The following is a 19,593-nucleotide window of genomic DNA, read 5'->3' on the forward strand; positions in this document are numbered from 1 at the left end:
GTGGCACCCGATTACCAGCACCATTCCGGGACGCGTCCCGCGGCCTGGCGCGACGACCTCACCGGCGGCGACGACTCGCTGTTCGCCGAACGCCCCGGTCCGGACGACGAAAGCAGCTATCGCACGCTCACCTATGAGGTGACCGGGCGCATCGCGCGCATCACGTTCAACCGCCCCGAGCACGGCAATGCGATCACCGCCGATACCCCGATCGAGTTGGCCCATGCGGTCGAGCGGGCCGATCTGGACCCGCGTGTGCACGTGATGGTCGTGTCCGGGCGCGGCAAGGGCTTCTGCGGGGGCTACGACCTGTCGATCTTCGCCGCAGGCGGGTTCGCTCCCGCCACCTCGGACCAGCCCACCACCGGCACCGTGCTCGACCCGATGGTGCAGGCACGTAACCACAACCCTTGGGGCACATGGGATCCCATGGTCGACTATCAGATGATGAGCCGATTCAACCGCGGCTTCTCGAGTCTGCTGCATGCGAACAAGCCGACGGTGGCCAAACTGCACGGCTTCGCCGTCGCCGGTGGCACCGATATCGCCCTGTACGCCGACCAGATCATCTGCGCCGACGACACCAAGATCGGTTATCCGCCCACCCGGGTCTGGGGCATTCCCGCCGCGGGCATGTGGGCGCATCGGCTCGGCGATCAACGCGCCAAACGGCTGCTGTTCACCGGTGACTGCCTCACCGGCAAGCAGGCCGCCGACTGGGGCCTCGCGGTGGAATCCTGCCCCGCCGACGAGCTCGACGAGCGCACCGAACAACTGCTGCAACGCATTTCGCAGGTACCGATCAACCAGCTGATCATGGCCAAGCTGGCCCTCACCAGCGCCCTGCTGGCCCAGGGCGTCGCCAATTCCGGCATGATCAGCACGGTATTCGACGGCGTCGCCCGCCACACCCGCGAGGGCTACGCCTTCCAATTACGCTCGGCCACCGCAGGTTTCCGCGAGGCCGTCCGCGAACGCGACGAGCCCTTCGGCGACTGGAAGCGGGACCAGTTCGAAAAGGGTTCGGGGGCAGCGGAATAGGAGATCTCAGCCGACGTCCAGCGCCGTGGCTTGCTCGGCTTCGGCGGTCACCTTTTCGGCGAGTGAGCGGATTGCCTGTGCCTCGTCGGCGGTCATGGAGTCCACGAACAGGCGTCGGACCAGATCGACGTGGTTGGGGGCGGCTTTCTCCAGCATGCGGCGGCCGTGGGCGGTCAGGCGCACCACGATGCCGCGGGCGTCGTCGGCCGCGGGAGTTCGGTCGATCAGACCACGGGTGTCCATGCGGGCGAGATGTTTGGACAACCGGCTCTTGTCCCAGCAGATCTCCGCGGCCAAATCCTTCGCGCGCAGGCAATCGCCCGGCGCGGCGGACAGGGCCACCAGGATCTCGTAGTCCGGCATCGACAACCCGTCACGGGCCAGTCCGGCCGCCATCGCCGCGTCCAGCCGCTGCCGCATTCGCACGAACGCCGACCAGGTCGTCTGCTCGTCGTCGCTGAGCCATCGCACCATGGGAATGATCCTAGCCAGGATTTGGTTGACATGGACACCAAAGCGACCGAGGAGGTCCTCATGCCCGCCATCACCGTCGACAACATCCTGGTGCTCCCCCGGCTGCCGCGCCCCGACGAAACCATGCGGCAGCGGGCGGTGCGCGCCGTCGTCACCGCGCACAAGCAGCGCGAGGGCGCCGGTTTCGAGGTGCGCCGCCCGTTCCCCAGCCTGGAGCTGCGCTACGCCGATCCGTTCATCCTGCTCGATCAGATGGGACCGGTCGCCTATGAGCCGTACGAGGCCAAGGGCGCGCCCTGGCATCCGCATCGCGGCTTCGAGACGGTCACGTACATGCTCGACGGCACGATGGTCCATCACGACTCGCACGGTGGCGGCGGTGTGATCAGCGAGGGCGACACCCAGTGGATGACCGCCGGGTCCGGCATCCTGCACGACGAGTTGCCCGCCGAGCGACTGGTGATGTCCGGCGGCGTGTTCCACGGCATCCAGCTCTGGGTGAACTTGCCGCGCGCGCAGAAGATGGCTTCGCCGCGTTATCAGGATCTGCGCGCGAGCGAATTGACCTTGGTCAGCTCGCACGACGGTGGTGCCCTGGTGCGCATCATCGCCGGAGAGATCGGCGGATATCAGGGGCCGGGGTCCACCTACACCCCCATCTCCTACGCGCACGCCTCGCTCAGTCCCGGCGGCCGTCTGGAAACGCCCTGGCCACAGCACTTCAGCGCATTGGCCTACGTCCTGTCCGGCAGCGGGACCGCCGGAACCGAGGGACGACCGGTACACGAGCGGCAGCTGGCGGTTTTCGGACCCGGCGACGCGATCACCGTGACCGCCGACGAACGCCAGGACACACCGTCGGGCGATCTCGAGGTACTTTTGCTCGGCGGCGAACCGATCCGGGAGCCGGTGGTGCAGTACGGGCCGTTCGTGATGAATTCACGGCACGAAATCATCGAGGCCATCGAGGATTTCGAGGCCGGGCGAATGGGGCGTATTCCCGCCGAGCACCTGGCTGGGAATCGGCTGGGCGAGTAAGCGAGTCTCGGCCGTGCGGTTGACAACCACACGCGCCATCAGAACAGTAGAGCCCGGCGGTTCCCGGCCAACCACAGCGGGGAGTGTCGGTCGGCCCGTCGCACACACATCGCAGCAGACATCGAGGAATACATGAACGTTCGCAGGCTCATCGTGACCGTGGGCGCGGGATTGGTCACCCTCGCCGCCCCGATCGCCCCGACCGCCGTCGCCGACAACCCCATCCCTACCGGCTCGGCAGGCACCGGCTCGTCCGGCATCGACGATGTCATCGGCGCCACCGGCTCGTCCGGCCTGGCCCAGACCGGTTCGGCGGGTGGTACGTTCAAGAACTGTGACGAGGCGCGGGCCGCCGGCCGGGCACCGCTGTTCCGGGGCGAGCCGGGCTACTCGCCGCACCTGGATCCGGACGGCACCGGGATGGCCTGCCCGACAGTCTGATCCACCCGATAAACGACGACACCCGGTGTGGCACTGCCACACCGGGTGTTTTCGCTTCGGCCCTCAGCGACGGAACAGCTTGACCAGAACCACCAGCACGACCAGCGCGCCCGCGCCGATCAGGCTGTACTTCACCTTCGGCTCGTTCACCTTCGCGATGATCGCCTGCTTGGTGTTGCCGGCGATCCGCTGCGGGTCGGCCCGCACCGCGAGCTCGTCGAGTGTATTCGCGAGCCGGTTGCGGGCGACTTCGATCTCCCGCTCGATGCGCTCGGTATCCCTCGCCACGTTCTCTCCTGTATCCGTTGTCGGTCGCTGACGATCGAGTCTATCCGTCGGTGGGATGTGCCGTCCGCTGTCACAGCCGTGGATTACGGTGCTGGGCATGACGGAGAATCACCGACTCAGTCCGGGCGACACCGCGCCCTCGTTCACCCTGCCCGACGCCGATGGCAAGGAGGTGTCGCTGGCCGATTATCGCGGCCGGAAGGTGATCGTGTATTTCTACCCGGCCGCCAGCACCCCCGGGTGCACCAAGGAGGCCTGCGATTTCCGGGACAACCTTGCCGAGCTCAACGGTGCCGGTATCGATGTCATCGGCATCTCCCCCGACAAGCCCGCGAAGCTGGCCAAGTTCCGTGACAACGAGAAACTGACCTTCCCGCTGCTGTCCGATCCGGACCGCGAGGTGCTCAACGCGTGGGGCGCCTACGGCGAGAAGACCATGTACGGCAAGAAGATCACCGGCGTGATCCGCTCCACCTTCCTCGTCGACGAGGAGGGCAAGATCGCCGTGGCCCAGTACAACGTCCGCGCCACCGGCCACGTCGCCAAGCTCCGCCGCGACCTGGCTGTCTGAACGAGACCCCCGGCTGCTGCGCAGCCGGGGGAACCAGGGGGCCAGCCAGGGAACCAGAGAGGCCAGCCGGGAAACCAGAGAGGCCAGCCGGGGAACCAGAGGGGCCAGCCGGGAAACCAGAGGGGCCAGCCGGGGGAGCCGGGGGAGCCGGGGGCCAGCCTAGGAGTAAGGGCGGCTCCCTCTCTTCATCCCGGCATATACCTTCTCGTTATCCCGGCATGTTTTGGGCCGGGATCAAACGCGGGGCATGACCTGGGAGGCCCACTGCATCATCAGGCGCCAATGGTTGTCCCACCAGGAGCCGAATTCGGGGGTGCCGAGCTGGGGTGGGGAGGGTTCGCCGGGGAACAGCAGTTTTTCGTCGGGGGCGACGGCCGGGGCGGTCGGGGCCGCCAGCGGTGGCGCCCCGGCGGATCCGGTCGGGGGCGGGGCCGACGCGGGTGAGTCGGGTGCCAGCGGTTCCTCCGCCTTCGGGGGCTCCGAGGGTGTGGTGTCGAGTTGACGCACGCCGAGCCGCCGCACACCCTCCGGACCCCAGGTGAGGGCAGCCGGATCGACGGTCACCACCGAAACCGCAGGGCTGCTGCCCATCGCCGACGAATCGACGTCGGTCACGACGGGATCGCCCGGCCGCTGTTCGCTCTCGGCCTCGGTCCGCGGGCCGAGCGACAGCGGCTGCTCCACCTCGGGCGTCCGCCTGGTATCCGCGGCGACCCGGGCATCGGCCAGCATCGAATTGCTGTCCGAGCGCGACCTGCTGCTGATCTCGTACACACCACCGGCGACGATTCCGCCTGCCAGCACACTCGCCGCCGCGAACAGGGCCGCCGTACTCCGCGTGAACCGGCCACGTTCGCCGTCCGCGCCGTTCTCGGTCGTCTCCGGCAACGCCACGAGGGCGGCGCCGATCGCCGCCGCGGCCACGGCCACCTTGCACGGCAGGATCGGCGCGCCGAAACCGGCCAGTGCCGCGGCCACCGCGGGCTGTTCGGCGGCGGAACCGATCACCACCACCGCATCCGGTTGCACACCGGCGGCGTCGAACTGATCCCATGCCGCATGTACGGCGGGGCGCATCGTCTCCTTGGTGATCGCGGCACCCGTCGACGCGATGGCCGAGACCACCCTGTCGCGGTCGGGTGAGACCAGCGAGAACGCCTGGTATCCGGGCACCACCTCGCAGATCACCAGATGGCCGAATTCGTCGACCCAGTTCATGGCCCGCGCGAGCGCCAGATGGGCGGACTTGGCCGACACCATCGACGCGTCGTGCCACGCGCCCGAGGCCAGGCCGCTGACTATCGCGCGGCGTTCGGCCGCGTCCCGGTAACACACCGCGGCGCCGACGATCTCCCGATCCGGGCCTATCTCGTCTGCCAGATTCTCCAGCGCCACCTCGACGGCCTGCGCCAGATCGAGTTTCCCGTCGCCGCGGATCCGTACCGACCGCTGGACCAGCACCCGTTCGGGCAGCCTGCCGCCGTCGTCGGCCAACGCCACCGCGTGCACGGTGCCGCGTTCGGTGGAAACGCCTAATGTCACCGCAGATCGAGCCACAGATCACGCCTCCGATGCACTGAGAGAAACCGCCACCAGGTACTCCTACTCGGTATGTGTTCGTCACCACTTCCGGCACGGATGGGTTATGAGTGACAACGAAACCGGACACGGACGGCGTAGCCGCGTGTCATCCGCGTGTCGCTACGACTAGCCTGATGGTTGTGGTGGAAGCGCGTGCGGCAACGAAGTCGAGTCGACGTCCGGACCCCGCATTGGAGTTGCAGGACGACCCGCAGGAGTTGATGCCCCGACGCCGCCCCACCCAGGAGCGCAGCAAGCGCAAATTCGACGCGCTGCTCCAAGCCTCGCGCGAACTGCTGGTGGAGGTCGGATTCGAATCGTTCACCTGTGAGGAGGTCGCGGCCCGCGCGGAGGTGCCGATCGGCACGCTGTATCAGTTCTTCGCCAACAAATACGTGATCGTCTGTGAGCTCAATCGCCAGGACCTGGTGGCGGTCTCGCAGGAGCTGGCCGACTTCCACGGCGAGATCCCGTCGATGGACTGGCTGCGGCACATGAACAAGCTGGTCGATCACCTGGCCGAGCTGTGGATGACCGATCCGTCGCGCCGCGAGGTGTGGCTGGCGATGCAGTCCACCCCCTCCACGCGCGCCACCGGCGCGATTCACGAGAAGGAATTCGCCGAGGTGGTCCAGCAGATGCTGCGGCCGCTGATGCCCCGTACCCCACGGGCCCGGCGCTCGATGATGGCGCAGGTGCTGGTGCACGTGGTGTATTCGATGCTGAACTTCTCCGTCCAGGACGGCCTGCGCCATGAGGACGCCGTCGCCGAGCTGAAGCGGCTGATGGTCGCGTATCTGCTTGTCGCCGAGAAGGAATCCCGCATGGGCGGGCAGCGGGAGGCCACGGCCAAGAACGTGCCGGGGCAATAAAGGGGCTGCGCTGCCCGGGCTATAAAGGGGCTGCACTGCCGGCCATACGGGGGCTGCACGCCCAGGCCATAAAAGGGGCTGCACGCCGGGGACGGTGCGGGGAAGCCTAGTGCTCGATCAGATCGGCTAGTTCGCCCGGATCCTCCAGCACCACCATGGCGGCGGCCGTGTCTCCGTCGTGGGTGATGGACAGATGCACCCGGGCGCGGGGCAGGAATTCTGCGGCCAGGCCGTGCAGTTTGATGCTGGGCCGCCCCCAGGCGTCGTTCACCACTTCGATGAGGGGATAGGGATTGTCGCCGATCTGCGGACGGCGGGCGAAGCGCGAGGACGCCCATGCCTTGAGCACGGCCTCCTTGGCCGCCCACCGGGCCGCATAGCTGCGCGCCGGATCGGTTCCCTTGCTCTCGCAGTAGCGCCGCTCACCGGCGGTGAAACTCTCGCGGAGCATGGTTGTTCCGGTGCGCTGCAGCTGCTCGGCGAACTCGGAGATGGTCACCAGGTCCAGGCCGATCCCAAGAATCGTCAACGCGCCCCTCAACCTCGATGTAGTGCGGCCACCAAAACGACCGCATGCCAGCCAACCTCGGCAATGCTAACCCCCGCCCCGCCTGCGGCGGGGAACAAGAAGGAGCTACCCGCGGGGAACGTACGTCCCTCCCGGTCCCGCGTGCATCCCTCGTGGCCCCGCGTGGCCCCGCGTGCGTCCCTCGTGGCCCCGGCGTGCTTGTCGCCGGGACCACGAGGGTTGCGGGATTACTTGCAGCCGGTTCCCGGAACGGTGTACACGCCGTTCTCGGTCAGCCGAGCCTCGTGCGACAGCAGCACGTCGGCCTCCAACTGCCGGGCCTGCTTGGCCGGGGTGCCGTCGGCGCCCAGGCGCCGATCGGCGGGCCGCTCGTACAGCGGGGCGCCACCGCACATGGCCTCGACGAACCGCTGGCGCCCGGCCAGCTGCCGCTCTTCGGCGCGGCGCAGGTACTCCGCACGCCGCTGCGGGTCGATGGCCTCGATGAACGCCTGCGGATGCACGACGGCCAACAGCCCCGACACATGCCCGAAGCCGAGCGAGGTGACCAGACCGGCCTTGAGCGGGAACCGATCCGCGAACTTCAGCGGTTCGCGCACCCACACCAGATGCGGGTACTCGGCCATCTTCTCGTCGACACAGTCGAGGCTGCGGTTGGGCGGCACCACACCTTGTTCGAGCACCTGGCACAGGCCGATCAGCTGGAACGCCGCCGCGCCGCCCTTCGCATGCCCGGTGAGGGACTTCTGCGAAACCACGAACAGCGGAGCGCCTTCCGAGCGACCCAACGCATCGGCCAGCCGCTCGTGCAGCTCGGACTCGTTGGGATCGTTGGCGGCGGTCGAGGTGTCGTGCTTGGAGATCACCGCGATGTCGTCCGGCGTGACACCGAGCTTGCGCAGCTCTGCCGCCAGCCGGGATTCCGTACCGCCCCGGCCCGCACCCAGCGCCCCGAGTCCCGGCGCCGGAATCGAGGTGTGCACGCCGTCGGCGAACGACTGCGCATAGGCCACCACGCCGAGCACCGGCAGGCCCATCTCCACCGCGACACTGCCGCGGGCCAGCAGAATCGTGCCGCCACCCTGTGATTCGACGAACCCACCCCGGCGCCGGTCGTTGGCGCGGGAGAAGTAGCGGTCGCTGATGCCCTTGGCGCTCATGGCCGCCGAATCCGCGGTCGCCGACATGTCACCGAAGCCGACGATGCCCTCGATCCCGAGATCGTCGAACCCACCGGCGACGACGAGATCGGCCTTGCCGAGCTTGATCTTGTCGACGCCCTCCTCGACCGACACCGCCGCCGTCGCGCACGCGGCGACCGGATGGATCATCGCGCCGTAGCTGCCGACATAGGACTGAACCACATGTGCCAGTGCGACATTCGGCAGCGCCTCCTGCAGGATGTCGTTGGCGCGCGGCTCGCCCAGCAGGTTGTCGATGTAGAGCGAGCGCATCGACGACATGCCGCCCATACCGGTGCCCTGGGTGTTGGCGACCATCGCCGGGTGCAGCCAGGTCATCAGTTCGGCCGGGGTGAATCCGGAGGACAGGAACGCGTCCACGGTGCAGACGATGTTCCACAGCGCTACCCGGTCCACCGAACTCGCCATATCGGGCGAGATGCCCCACTTGGTGGGATCCCAGCCGGTGGGGATCTGGCCGCCGACCGTGCGTGACAGCTTCGCCTTGCGCGGAACCCGAATCTCGGTGCCCGCCTTGCGGGTAACGGTCCAGTCACTTCCTCCCTCGGAGGCGGGGGTGATGATCGTGGAATCCGGGTTCGCCGCGTAGAACGCCCGCGCCTCGGCCTCGCTGTTGACCACGAAGCTCAGGTCCTTGTCGAGGAACACCGAGGTGAGCAGTGGCGCGGTGTTGTCGGTCATCGCGCCGTCGTCGCCGTAGCGGCGGATGCCGCAGCGCTCGACCACCGCGTCGTGATACCGCTCGGCCAGCTCGGATTCGTCGACGTACTCACCGGATTCGGTGTCGTACCAGCCCGGCTTGGGATCGTTCTCCCAGGTGACCATGCCGGTCGTCCACGCCAGCTCGAGCACACCGGCCGCGGAGAGGCGGTCTTCGACCTCCATCTCGAAGCGGGTGCGCGAGGACCCGTACGGACCGAGCTCGCCCGCGCCGACGATGACGACCATGTCGTGCAGCTCCGCGGTGACCGAATCCCATTCGGGGACCGGCAGTTTCGAGGTTCGTGTCGGCGGAGCGGGCAGGGCGGCGACGGTCCGCGTCTGCGGGGCGTCGCGGTCGTCCTCCTCGTCGCTCCGGCCGATGCCGGAATCCTTCGCCAGCGCAGGCAGATCCAGCTTCGCCCGCGCCAGACCACCGGTCAGGTCGATCTGCTGCGGCCCGGTGGCGGTCACCACCCGCGCCCGCGAGGTGCACCACTTGAGCAGTTCGTCGGCCATCTCCTGAGTGGACCACGTTTGCACACCGGCCTTTTCGACCGCGGCCACCAGAGGATCGTTGTGGCCCATCAGCCCGGTGCCGCGCACCCAGCCGATCAGCGCGTGCACCAGCGTGACCCGGTGCGCCCACGACTTCTCCGCGCGCCACTTGGCGACGACGGCGTCCAGCGCCGCCTTGGATTCGCCGTAGGCGCCGTCCCCGCCGAACATGCCGCGATTGGGCGAACCCGGCAGCACCACATGCAGTTTCGAGTCGACGTCGTGGTCGGCGCCGAGCATGGACAGCCCGCCGATCAACCGTTCCACCGACCACAGCAGGACCCGCATCTCCATTTCGGCGCGCGCACCCGCGTCGGAGAGGTCACCGGCCACCCGGGGCGCCGCGAACGGCAGCAGCAGCGTCGGGGTCATCGCCGGTTTCACGAGGACCTTCGCGCCACCGGCATTATCGGTCTGCTCGTTGCCGACCCAGTCGATGAGCGCGTCGACATCCTGGTAGGAGGCCATGTTCGCGGCCACCACCCAGAGCGCGGCACCGTGACGGGCGTGCTCGCGGTAGAGCTGCTTGTAGAAGGCCAGCCGCCCGTCGTCCAGCCTGGAGGTGGTGACCACGACCGTGGCGCCGCCGCCGAGCAGCCGAGCGGTGACCGCGGCCGCGATGGACCCCTTGCTGGCCCCGGTGATCACCGCGGTATCCGACGACCAGGCGCCCGCCTCGGTCGTGTCGAGGGCCGCCTCGGCAATGCGCTCGTACACTCCGGCGAGCACCGAGCGGGCCTGCTTCATGGCCCGCTGGCGCCACCAGTTGGCCTGCGCCGCAACGGCTTCGCCCGCGCCGAGATGTCCGTCGACGGGCAGTTCGGCAATATCGCTGTCGTCGCCGAGCCACAGCCGGGCCAGATCCTCACGGGCCGAGGCCCAGCGGTCGTCGATGAGCACCGCCTTGCGGGCGTCGAACACCGGCGCGACCAGCCGCGGCCAATCGCTGCCGAGTTCCGCCGAGACCAGGTCGACCAGCGATTCGTCGGTCGCCTCCGGTGCGGAGACCTGCTCCGACAACCCCAATTGCTCGAGCACCACCCGCGCCGCGGTCGCCAGCACGCCGTCGCGGCCGGTGATCTGCTCGGTGAATTCACCCAGCGCCGCCGCATCCACGGTGCCGCCACCACCACCGCCGGCCGTGGGCAGCGCCACGCTGATCCCGCGCCGCGCCGCCACCGACTGCACGGCGGCGTCGATCGCGGCATCCACCGCGGCTCCGTCGGTGAGTGCGCCCGACACCAGGCCGCCCAGGTCGCCGCCGCGCACGCTGGTGCCCTCGCGGGTACCCAGCGACACCTCGGCGGTGACGTGATGGGCCCAGCCGTCGCCGAGCTGCCACACCTTCTTCACGCGGTCCGCGACGGCCGCCGGGCGCTTGCCGGAGGGACCGAACACCTTGCGCAGGTGATCGCCGATGGCATCGGACAGCACCGATCCGAACGGCTTGTAGGTGCGCGCCAACCGGTCCACGGTCGCCGACAACGCGCCCATATCCGCATCGGCGGCACCGTCGATGGCACCCAGCGACAGCTCCGAGCCGAGGTCGACCAGCAGCTGGTTTCGCCGTGAGGACACCCCGTCGCACAGGCCCTCGATGGTGTCCACCGGGCCGATCTGGTCCAGCCGCAGCTTGGTCCACAGCGCGATGAGCACGCGGGTGGCGTCGGCCGCGGTGAACGGGATGTCATCGGGACGCGGGCCCCCGGCGGGGGCAGGCGCAGGCGCGGCGCTCGGCGCGGCTGCCGCGGGAGCGGCCGGAATCTGTTCGACAACGGCCTCTTCCGGCTCGTCGGCCGGGGCGGGGTCGGTATCGGTGGAGTACACGATTGCCGCCTCGCGCTCGATATTGAGCACCTCCACCTTGGTGGTGGCGAACTGCGGCAGCTTGAGGGTGTTGGTCGCCAGGTTCGCCACCGTCGGCGTTGCGGCGACGCCGATTTCGACGAACCGGTCCACGCCGAGGCCGCCGTGCGCGGTGTCGGTGAACAGCAGATCCTGGGTCTCGATCCAGCGCACCGGGCTGGCGAACTGCCAGGCCAGCAGTTCGATCAGCACCACCCGGCACAGCTCGGTCGGGCGCTGCGTCCACGAATCCCAGTCCGCCAGCACCCGCGCCAGCGGTTCCGAGGGAACGTAGTCGGCGATCTCGGCGATGAAATCGCGTTCGAGCGAGAACGGCCGCGGCACCAGGTTCGGAATATAGCGTCCGGCAAGGACTTCCGGATGCAGGTCGGCGGGCAGCAGCTCCTCGAGTTTGGTGCGGAACTCGGGCACGCCCTTGCGCAGCACCGTCGAGTGGAACGGCACGTCGATGCCGGGCACCAGCACGAAGGCGCGCTTACCGCCGAATTCCACACGGCGGCGCTCGATTTCGGCCTCCAGCTCCTCGAGTCCGCGCACCGTACCCGCGATCGCGTACTGCGAACCACGCAGGTTCAGGTTCACGACCTCCAAAAATTCACCAGCACGAGCCGCCACTGTTGCGACGAAATCGACGACCTCGGCATCGGGCAGCCCGATCTGGGACGGGCGGATGGCGGCCATCCGATAGTCGCTGCGGCCCTGGGCATCCCGCGGCACCAGCTCGTGCATGGCCGAGCCGCGCTGGAACACCACCTCCAGCACCGCCTCCAGCGGCAGCACACCGGCCACGGCGGCGAGCGCGTTGTATTCGCCGACCGAATGCCCGGCCAGCATCGCGCCCTCCACGAACGCACCGGCCTCCCGCAACTCCGCGACCTGCGCGACCCCGAGGGTGGCCATCGCGACCTGCGTGAACTGGGTCAGGTGCAGAACTCCCTGTGGGTGGCGGTATTCCACGCCGCGTGCCCGCAGGTAGGTCGGGTTGTCGCGCACCACGGCGAGGATGGAGAAGCCCAACGCCTCGCGGGTGTGCTTGTCGGCGCGATCCCAGACCTGTTTGGCGGCCTTCGACCGCGACCGCGCGTCCAGGCCCATCCCCTTGGCCTGAATGCCCTGTCCGGGGAAGGCGTAGACGGTCTTCGGCGCCGCGATGCGGCCGGTGGCGGCCACCACCAGAGCGCCACCGGTCCGGCAGGACACCTCCACGATCTCGCTGCCGCGGTCCACCGCGATCCGCTCGACCCGAACATCGATCTCGGCGCCGGGGCGCACCATGCCCAGGAAGCGGGTGGTCCAGGCGGTCAAAGCCCGTGGCGGCAGCGGGGATTCGGGATCCACGGCCGTCACCGCGTGCTGGGCGGCGGCCGACAGCCACATGCCGTGCACGATCGGGCCGCCCAGACCCGCGAGCTTGGCGGCGGCATCGCTGGTGTGGATCGGGTTGTGGTCGCCGGACACCTCGGCGAAGGCGCCCATCGCCCACGGCGCGGTGATCGTCACGTCGCGACGACGCCGCCTGGGCGTGTCCGTCGCCTCGGCCGCCGTACCGGCGGCCCGCGGCGGATCGGCGAGTTCGCCGTCACCGGTGCGGCCGCGAATGGCGAAGCGCTCCACCAGTTTCGCCACGGCCGGGGTCTCGAGACCGTGATCGCGCATGGCGCCGACGGTCACGCGAACCTCGACCACGCGGCCCAGATCGGTGTCGGCCACGGAGGTGGCTTCGGCACGCACGGCGAGAACCGCGGGCTCGCCGGGCAATTCGCGCACCAGCTCGATCTGGTGGTCCAGATGCACCAGATCCAGCATGCCCTCGATGACGCTGGTGCCCTCGGCGGAGCGCGAGGCGCCCAGGACCGCGAATACCGCGGGCCAGCAGGCACCTACGAGCACATCCGGCACGGTCCGCCCGATGGTGCTGAGGGTGGGGGGCAGGCCCGATCCGGTGACACCGGCGTGGTCGGCCCCGAGATCCGGCGTCCAGGCCAGGTTCACGTGGGCGACGTGAATGCCGTTCGCGGACTTGACCTCCGGCAGTTCGCGTCCGGCGGCGACGGCCAGCAGCGCCGACATGGCGGCCTCGGCATCGCCCTCGGTGATCACCGGCGCGCCGCCGTTGTACACCGAGGCGGGCACGGTGATACGGATACGGACCGCGTCGCGGCCCAGCAGCGGCACCATCAGCTCGGCGTAGGCATGGTCCTCGGGTCCGGTGGTCGGCACCAGCGTCGCGCCGGTCGGGCGATGCACCGCGCCCTTGTCGTCGACGGTCCACTCGTGCAGATCGCCCAGCCGGTGAATCGGATTCACGGTGGTGCGCCCGGCCCACTCCACGTCCGGGGCGGACAGCACGATATCGAGCGCGCCCTCGGTGACCTCGGCGCGACGGCGCCCGTCGACGGCCTTGGGCGCGACCCCGCCGCGGATCAGCGAGTACGCGGTGTCCTGCTCGAAGCGGTCCAGCAGCTCACCGACCGGCTCGTTCACACGAGTGATACCGGCCACCGACACCGTGCCCGGAATGACGCACACCTGATCGGCGGAGTACCGCGGATCATGGGCCTGCCACAGCGAATCCGACCGCCACCAGCGGCGCACGTCCGCGTCGATGACGGGCACGAAATTCACCGGCTTGCCGGGGGTCTTGCACAGCGAGACGAAGAACGGCACATCCGCCGGATGCAGGACGGTCTCGGCGGCCTCCGGATACGCCTCCTTCAGCGCGCAGATCGCCTGCACCGGCTGCTCGAACGCGCTGTCGTCGGCGAACAGCGAGGCGATCTCGCCGCGATCGGCGGGATGCAGACGGGCCTCCGCGCGCCGCACCATCTCCGCGAACCGGTCCCGCCAGGTGATGTCCAGCCACAGCGAGCGGGTGGCATCGGTGATGACCTCGCCGAAATCGGTGCCGCAGTCGAAGTCCTTGCGGCGGTCCAGCCCGACGGCCAGTTCGACGTAGCGCTCCAGCCACTCGACGTAGGTCATGGCGGCCACATCGCCGAAATACGGCTTGGCCGTGCGGTTGAGCGCCTCGACGATCTCCGCGCGCCGGGCGGCGACGGCCTCGGCGTCCCCGGCGACCTCGTCCAGCAGCCGGCCGGTGCGCGAGGCCGAGTTATCGATCTCGTGAATGTCGGCGCCCAATTGGCTACGGCCGGAAGCCATTCCGCCCGATGCCGTGCCCGCGGCGACCCAGGCGGGAGTGCCGGGCGTCTCGACCAGCAGCTGCTTCACCTCGGGCGCGGTGGTCGCCTCCAGCGTCGCCATCGCGGCCGTGCCCACCAGCACACCGTCCAGCGGCATCGCCGGATAGCCGTGCGCCACGGCCCATTCGCCGGTCAGATATTCGGTAGCCCGCTCGGGGGTGCCGATTCCGCCTCCGACACAGACGATCACGTTGGCGCGGTTGCGCAGCTCGGAATAGGTCTCGAGCAGCAGGTCGTCCAGGTCCTCCCAGGAGTGGTGACCGCCGGCCCTACCGCCCTCGATGTGCATGATCACCGGGTAGTCGGGCACGGCGTCGGCGATGCGCAGCACGGCCCGAATCTGGGCCACCGTACCGGGTTTGAACGCGACATGGGTGATGCCGACCTCGGTCAGCTCCTCGATCAGCGCGACGGCCTCGTCGAGTTCGGGGATGCCCGCGGTGACGACCACACCGTCGAACGGCGCACCCGCGGCGCGGGCCCGCTGGACCAGTCGCTTACCGCCCAGCTGCAGCTTCCACAGGTAGGGGTCGAGGAACAGGGAGTTGAACTGCACCGCGCGGCCCGGGTGCAGCAGGGTCTTCAGCTCGGCCACCCGGTCGGCGAAGATCTGCTCGGTGACCTGGCCGCCACCGGCGAGTTCGGCCCAGTGACCCGCATTGGCCGCTGCGGCAACGATTTTCGCGTCGACGGTGGTGGGTGTCATGCCCGCCAGCAGGATCGGCGAACGCCCGGTGAGCCGGGTGAAGGCGGTCTCGACGACGATGCGGCCGTTGGGCAGCCGCACCGGCTCTGGGGCGAATGTCGACCACGCCGGGGCCACCTCCGGCGCCGCACCGGGAGTGAACAGGCTGCGCTGCCCCGGCCGGGTCGACGCCGCGACGATGCCGACACCGGTGCCCTTGAGCGAGCCCAGGGTCAGCCGGGTCAGCAGATCACCCGGGCCCAGATCCAGGATCCAGTGCGTGCCCTCGCCCACCACCGCATCCACGGTCGCCACCCAATCGACGGGCTCGACGAGGATCTGCCGGGTCAGCTGGGTGGCCAGTTCGGTGTCGATACCGCAGTTGTAGGCCCACGCCTCGACCAGATCGACGGTGTCGGTCAGGGCCGGGTGATGGAAGGCGACCTCGACCTCGACGTCCTCGAACACCGGCGCGAACACGGCGCCGCCGCGCTTTTTGGCCTCGCGCTCGCGGGTCTGCTCGGCATGGATCTCCGCGCAGCGCTGCCGCACCCGCTCCAGCTGGGTCACCGTGCCCGACAGCACCGCCCGGCGGCGCCCGTTGCGGATCGACACCACCGCGGCGGCGGCCGGATCCACCCCCTGGGACACCTCGGCCACCACCGCTCTCAGCTGCTCGGGATCGACGTTGGACACGGCCACCATCGGCGAGCGCTCCCCCACGGGGATCAGGCCGCGCCGACGGGCCACCAGTGTCGCTGCGGCACCGATCAATTGGGCCAGCGCCAGCAGTTCGGCGTCGCGGGTGCCGTGCGCCTCGGCGGCCTTGGCGGCCAGCAGGCCCTGAGAGTGACCGACGATCGCGGCCGGGGCGTGCGCGCCCGGATCCAGGCCCTGCAGCCGCAGCGCGCGCAGCGCCGCCACCTGGGTCAGAAAGACGCCCGGCATGGAGATCGCGGCCGACCGCAGCACCTGCTGCGGCGGGGCCGCCGACACCTCGCCCTGATCGGGGTCGGCGAGATCGTCCTCGAGCATCCACGCGATCGGGTCGAACCCCATCGGACGCACCATCAGCAACTTCGCCGCAACCGGCTCGAGCCGGGTGGCGGCCTCGTTGACCAGCGCGGTCAGCTCCGGCTCCAGGGCGCTGTCCCGCCCGATCTCCTCGAGTTCGCCCAGCCAGGCCGCGCCCTGCCCGCCGAAGGCGAGCGCATACGTCTCACCTGCGAGCAGACGATCCAGCAGCGACGACTTGATCCCCCTGTCCGCAGCTCCCCCAGCCACCTTTGCGCTCGATCCGGTCCCGGTGCTCTCGTTGATCGTCAAGACGTATCGACTTCCTTACTCGTGGCGGCTCGTCCCTGACAGGGGGCCGCTCCTCCGTGCGCAGGTGTCCCTCGCCCCTGAGGACCTGATGAAGGCCGAGGATCGCACAGAATCATGAGGATTTCCTCATGTTCCGCCGTCGCGTTAGGGGTTACCCCTCGGTATTCCGGTACGTTCGTCCAAGAAAAATCCGAAACATGACCCTCCCTCATGTTCCGTCCCCGCTGGTCCCACCCGGTTACATCCCCGTAGGAAAGTTGAGGGCCCCTCACATTGCCCGTTACCGAATTGTTATAACCCCAGGTCGGGTTACTCGCCAGTACGAAACGCCCATCCGGAGCTTCGCGAACCCGGTCAAGCCCGGTAGCATTTGGACGGTCGTACCATCACGCGCGAGTGGCGAAATTGGCAGACGCGCTGGATTTAGGTTCCAGTGTCCTCGGACGTGGGGGTTCAAGTCCCCCCTCGCGCACCATTCCAGTACTCCTGGACACCATCCTCGTATCTCGTGTTCTAGCGCGCTAGAACACGCTGCAGAGACACCGAACATCGGCGGCCTTTTCCCGTTCGCCCTGCCTGCGTCTGCGGAGACGGCCGATCACCGTGCCGTGCCGCTGGACTCGGGCCTGCCACCGGCGCGGTTGCGGGGCGGGCGCCTGGATCGGATGCAGCCGACCTCGCTGGACAGCACTCGTGTCGTCTACGGCTCGGTCTTGGTCAACCACGCGGGCCGTCTGGCCGAACGCGCGGTGCTCGGCTCGCTGGGCTGGGACCCGGGCACCCCGATCCGGATCCGGCCGGCCGCACCCGGCGTGCTACTGGTCACCGACGGCGAGCCCGGCGGACACACGATCGCACACAACGGGCAACTCTCCCTACCCGCCCGCATCCGCAAGGCGATGCGCCTGCGCACAGGCGACCGTGTGCTGCTGGCCGCCCACCCCGACCAGAGACGGCTGATCATCGTTTGCCAAGTCGCGCTCGCGGACCTGGTCGCCGAGATCCGCGACCGTATCGACGGCGGTGAGCAGCCGTGACAACCGCTACCCCTGCGATCACCTCCGCCGAACTCGACGCCGCGCGCACCCTGCTCGCCCGGATGGGCATCACCGCCGCCGACCTGCTCGACGTCCGCCCGCCCGCACCGACATTCGCCGAATACATCCCGGCCATTCGGGACCGGGTGGCCTCGGCGGGCACGCTCCGCACCTACAACACCCACTGGAAATACCTCGAGCGGGAATGGGGCCCGCGTCGAATCGACGAACCCACCGTCACAGAGATCGCCGAGATGCGCGACGCCGCCCGCCGCAACGCCAAACGGGACCGTAACGCCCGCGACGGCCGCGGAGCCGCCGAGGCGATGATCGGGGCGCTGCGTTTCCTCTACAGGCACGCCGAGAGCGACGGCTTCCTCCGGCCCGGCGACAACCCGGCAAAACGAGTCGCCAAACCGCGTCGCATCCCGTCCACCAGACGCGGCTTGCCACTTGAGCAGCTCACCGAGATCGCGCGGGTGGCCGCGACCACCGGCAACGACCCGGACCTGGACACAGTGCTCCTTCGCCTGCACGCCGAGACCGCGTGCCGCCGCGGCGGCGCCCTGGGCTTGCGCCCCGACGACCTCGATCCGCAGCAATGCCTGATCCACCTGGTCGAGAAGGGCACAATTTCTCGCTGGCAACCGGTCTCGCCCACTCTGATGGCGAACCTGCTCCATCACGCCCACCAGCGCGGCGCTCAACCCGGTGAACAACTGCTGCGCTACCGCAACGGCAAACCTATCACCCGACGCCGCTACGACGGACTGTGGACCCGGATCGGGCTCGAATTGCCGTGGGTCGAAAAACAGCAGATCAGCACCCACTGGCTGCGGCACACGACCCTGAAATGGGTGGAACGCAACTTCGGCTTCGCCGTCGCTCGCGCCTACGCAGGGCACGCGGAAGGGAAATCCCAGGGTTCGACCGTCATCTACACCCGGGCCAGCCTCGAGGAAGTCGCATTGGCGCTGGCCACCTTGACCGGCGAACCCCACCCACTCGCCGCAGCAACGGCACCCTCCCGAATAGAGACAGCAATATGACCATCGAAGCGACGCCTCTTCCGACACGCCCCGCCGGTGCAGGCGCGGTCGCGCTGCCTTCCGAGGGTTTCCACCCGTTGGAGGCGATGCCCGACGATGTCATGCTCCGGACAGCTCTCGAAGGGTGCTCGACCAAGAAGGACATGATGCGGCTCGTGTGCGAGCTGTTCGGAGACCCGACGACCGACGACGTGCGCTCGGTGCTGGCCCGCTGCGGAGCGCCGGTCTCACGTCAGCACGCATCGAACGTGATCAACGATTGGCGGCGCACTCACCACCGCCGACCTCACCCCGCCGACCCGGATCGGCAGGATCCCGCCGGGCGCACCGACGCCTTGCCCGCGTCGACCGACAGCGTCGGCGTCGCGGATAGGCAGGACACGGTCACCGAGATGACAACACTCGAGCTCGAGCAGCAGCCGGTGGACGCGTCAATGACAGCGTCTCGTGCACACGGTGAGACCGACGTGCCGCCTGCCGATGAACCCGTGCCGGAGCACCGCCGGGGCGACGCGTCACCAGGCAGCGGATCGATGGTTGACGACGCCACCGACGACGAATCCATTCGCCCCTCCTCTCGAGTAGCTGAGGCGCCGCGAACGTCGTCTCGCCCGGCCAAGGTCTGGCCCGTGCTGCTGATCGCGCTGCCCGCAGCGGTCGCGGTGTGGTCCGGTTGGGTCGGTCTGGGTGAGCTGACTGGATTCGGTGTCATCCATCCCTTGCCGGGCATCTGGGATTCCGCCCGCCTCAACACCGCGATCACCCTGCCGATCGGCGTCGAGGCTTACGCGTCGTACGCCTTGTATGTATGGTTGTCGGGTCGCATCCGGACCGCGAAGACCGTCAATTACGCCAAGTGGTCGGCCATCGGCAGCCTAGCGCTCGGCGCTGCCGGACAGATCGCTTACCACCTGATGCAGGCCGCGGGAACCCGGATCGCACCGTGGCCGATCACGACAGTGGTCGCGTGCCTGCCGGTTGTCGTGCTCGGAATGGGTGCGGCGCTCACGCACATGCTCATGCGGGAGAACCACACGGATTGAGGTAGAGCGGCAGAGCCGGGTTCGCGGGTCGGCGGGCCTTATCAGTCTGCCTTGGCGGCGGGGGGTGTCAAGCCGCGAAAAGCGTGCGGC

13 protein-coding genes and 1 tRNA gene are annotated in these 19,593 nt (G+C 68.9%); 9 read left to right on the plus strand and 5 right to left on the minus strand.

Going from position 1 to position 19,593, the window contains the following annotated elements:
* The gene (locus tag IU452_RS32070) at window positions 1-1,041 is read left to right on the plus strand and encodes a crotonase/enoyl-CoA hydratase family protein (RefSeq protein ID WP_195112961.1); all 1,041 of its coding nucleotides are present in this window, start codon (window positions 1-3) and stop codon (window positions 1,039-1,041) included.
* 6 nt (window positions 1,042-1,047) lie between these two features.
* On the opposite strand, the gene IU452_RS32075 is transcribed toward IU452_RS32070, so the two are convergent.
* Complete coding sequence (locus tag IU452_RS32075; protein ID WP_195112962.1) at window positions 1,048-1,515, minus strand: MarR family winged helix-turn-helix transcriptional regulator; 468 nt, start codon at window positions 1,513-1,515, stop codon at window positions 1,048-1,050.
* A gap of 60 nt (window positions 1,516-1,575) precedes the next feature.
* On the opposite strand from IU452_RS32075, the gene IU452_RS32080 reads away from it, so the two are divergent.
* Window positions 1,576-2,553 (plus strand): pirin family protein, encoded by a 978-nt coding sequence (locus IU452_RS32080; protein ID WP_195113072.1) that lies wholly within the window; start codon window positions 1,576-1,578, stop codon window positions 2,551-2,553.
* A gap of 132 nt (window positions 2,554-2,685) precedes the next feature.
* Window positions 2,686-2,994: an excalibur calcium-binding domain-containing protein gene (locus tag IU452_RS32085; protein WP_195112963.1), complete on the plus strand. Its 309-nt coding sequence runs from the start codon at window positions 2,686-2,688 to the stop codon at window positions 2,992-2,994.
* Between the two features lie 63 nt (window positions 2,995-3,057).
* Here IU452_RS32085 and IU452_RS32090 read toward each other — a convergent pair whose 3' ends face one another.
* Window positions 3,058-3,282: a DUF3618 domain-containing protein gene (locus IU452_RS32090; protein WP_195112964.1), complete on the minus strand. Its 225-nt coding sequence runs from the start codon at window positions 3,280-3,282 to the stop codon at window positions 3,058-3,060.
* Between the two features lie 97 nt (window positions 3,283-3,379).
* Here IU452_RS32090 and bcp point away from each other — a divergent pair, with 97 nt between their 5' ends.
* Window positions 3,380-3,853 carry a thioredoxin-dependent thiol peroxidase gene (bcp, locus tag IU452_RS32095; RefSeq protein ID WP_195112965.1) on the plus strand — a complete coding sequence of 158 codons (474 nt, stop codon included), beginning with the start codon at window positions 3,380-3,382 and terminating at the stop codon, window positions 3,851-3,853.
* A 234-nt stretch (window positions 3,854-4,087) separates the two neighbouring features.
* On the opposite strand, the gene IU452_RS32100 is transcribed toward bcp, so the two are convergent.
* A complete protein-coding gene (locus tag IU452_RS32100; RefSeq protein ID WP_195112966.1) occupies window positions 4,088-5,395 on the minus strand; it encodes a hypothetical protein in 1,308 nt (435 codons plus the stop codon).
* A 173-nt stretch (window positions 5,396-5,568) separates the two neighbouring features.
* On the opposite strand from IU452_RS32100, the gene IU452_RS32105 reads away from it, so the two are divergent.
* Window positions 5,569-6,306, plus strand: a complete 738-nt coding sequence (locus IU452_RS32105; RefSeq protein ID WP_195112967.1) for a TetR family transcriptional regulator — start codon at window positions 5,569-5,571, stop codon at window positions 6,304-6,306.
* Window positions 6,307-6,412: 106 nt separating this feature from the next.
* On the opposite strand, the gene IU452_RS32110 is transcribed toward IU452_RS32105, so the two are convergent.
* A complete protein-coding gene (locus IU452_RS32110) occupies window positions 6,413-6,835 on the minus strand; it encodes a holo-ACP synthase (protein WP_195112968.1) in 423 nt (140 codons plus the stop codon).
* Window positions 6,836-7,062: 227 nt separating this feature from the next.
* Window positions 7,063-16,374 (minus strand): type I polyketide synthase, encoded by a 9,312-nt coding sequence (locus IU452_RS32115; protein ID WP_195112969.1) that lies wholly within the window; start codon window positions 16,372-16,374, stop codon window positions 7,063-7,065.
* 390 nt (window positions 16,375-16,764) lie between these two features.
* Between IU452_RS32115 and IU452_RS32120 the strand changes: the two genes are divergently transcribed.
* The 4 genes from IU452_RS32120 (at window position 16,765) to IU452_RS32135 (ending at window position 19,503) form a co-directional block, all read left to right on the plus strand.
* Window positions 16,765-16,849, plus strand: a tRNA-Leu gene (locus IU452_RS32120).
* A 133-nt stretch (window positions 16,850-16,982) separates the two neighbouring features.
* The gene (locus IU452_RS32125; RefSeq protein ID WP_195112970.1) at window positions 16,983-17,411 is read left to right on the plus strand and encodes an AbrB/MazE/SpoVT family DNA-binding domain-containing protein; all 429 of its coding nucleotides are present in this window, start codon (window positions 16,983-16,985) and stop codon (window positions 17,409-17,411) included.
* Entirely contained in the window at window positions 17,408-18,460 is a 1,053-nt protein-coding gene (locus tag IU452_RS32130; RefSeq protein ID WP_324192958.1) for a site-specific integrase, read from the plus strand. Before IU452_RS32125 ends, IU452_RS32130 begins: the two co-directional genes overlap by 4 nt.
* Complete coding sequence (locus tag IU452_RS32135) at window positions 18,457-19,503, plus strand: hypothetical protein (RefSeq protein ID WP_228819126.1); 1,047 nt, start codon at window positions 18,457-18,459, stop codon at window positions 19,501-19,503. Before IU452_RS32130 ends, IU452_RS32135 begins: the two co-directional genes overlap by 4 nt.
* Window positions 19,504-19,593: the final 90 nt, after the last annotated feature.

The sequence above is a fragment of the Nocardia transvalensis genome, assembly GCF_015477765.1.
Classification (GTDB): Bacteria; Actinomycetota; Actinomycetes; order Mycobacteriales; family Mycobacteriaceae; genus Nocardia; species Nocardia transvalensis_A.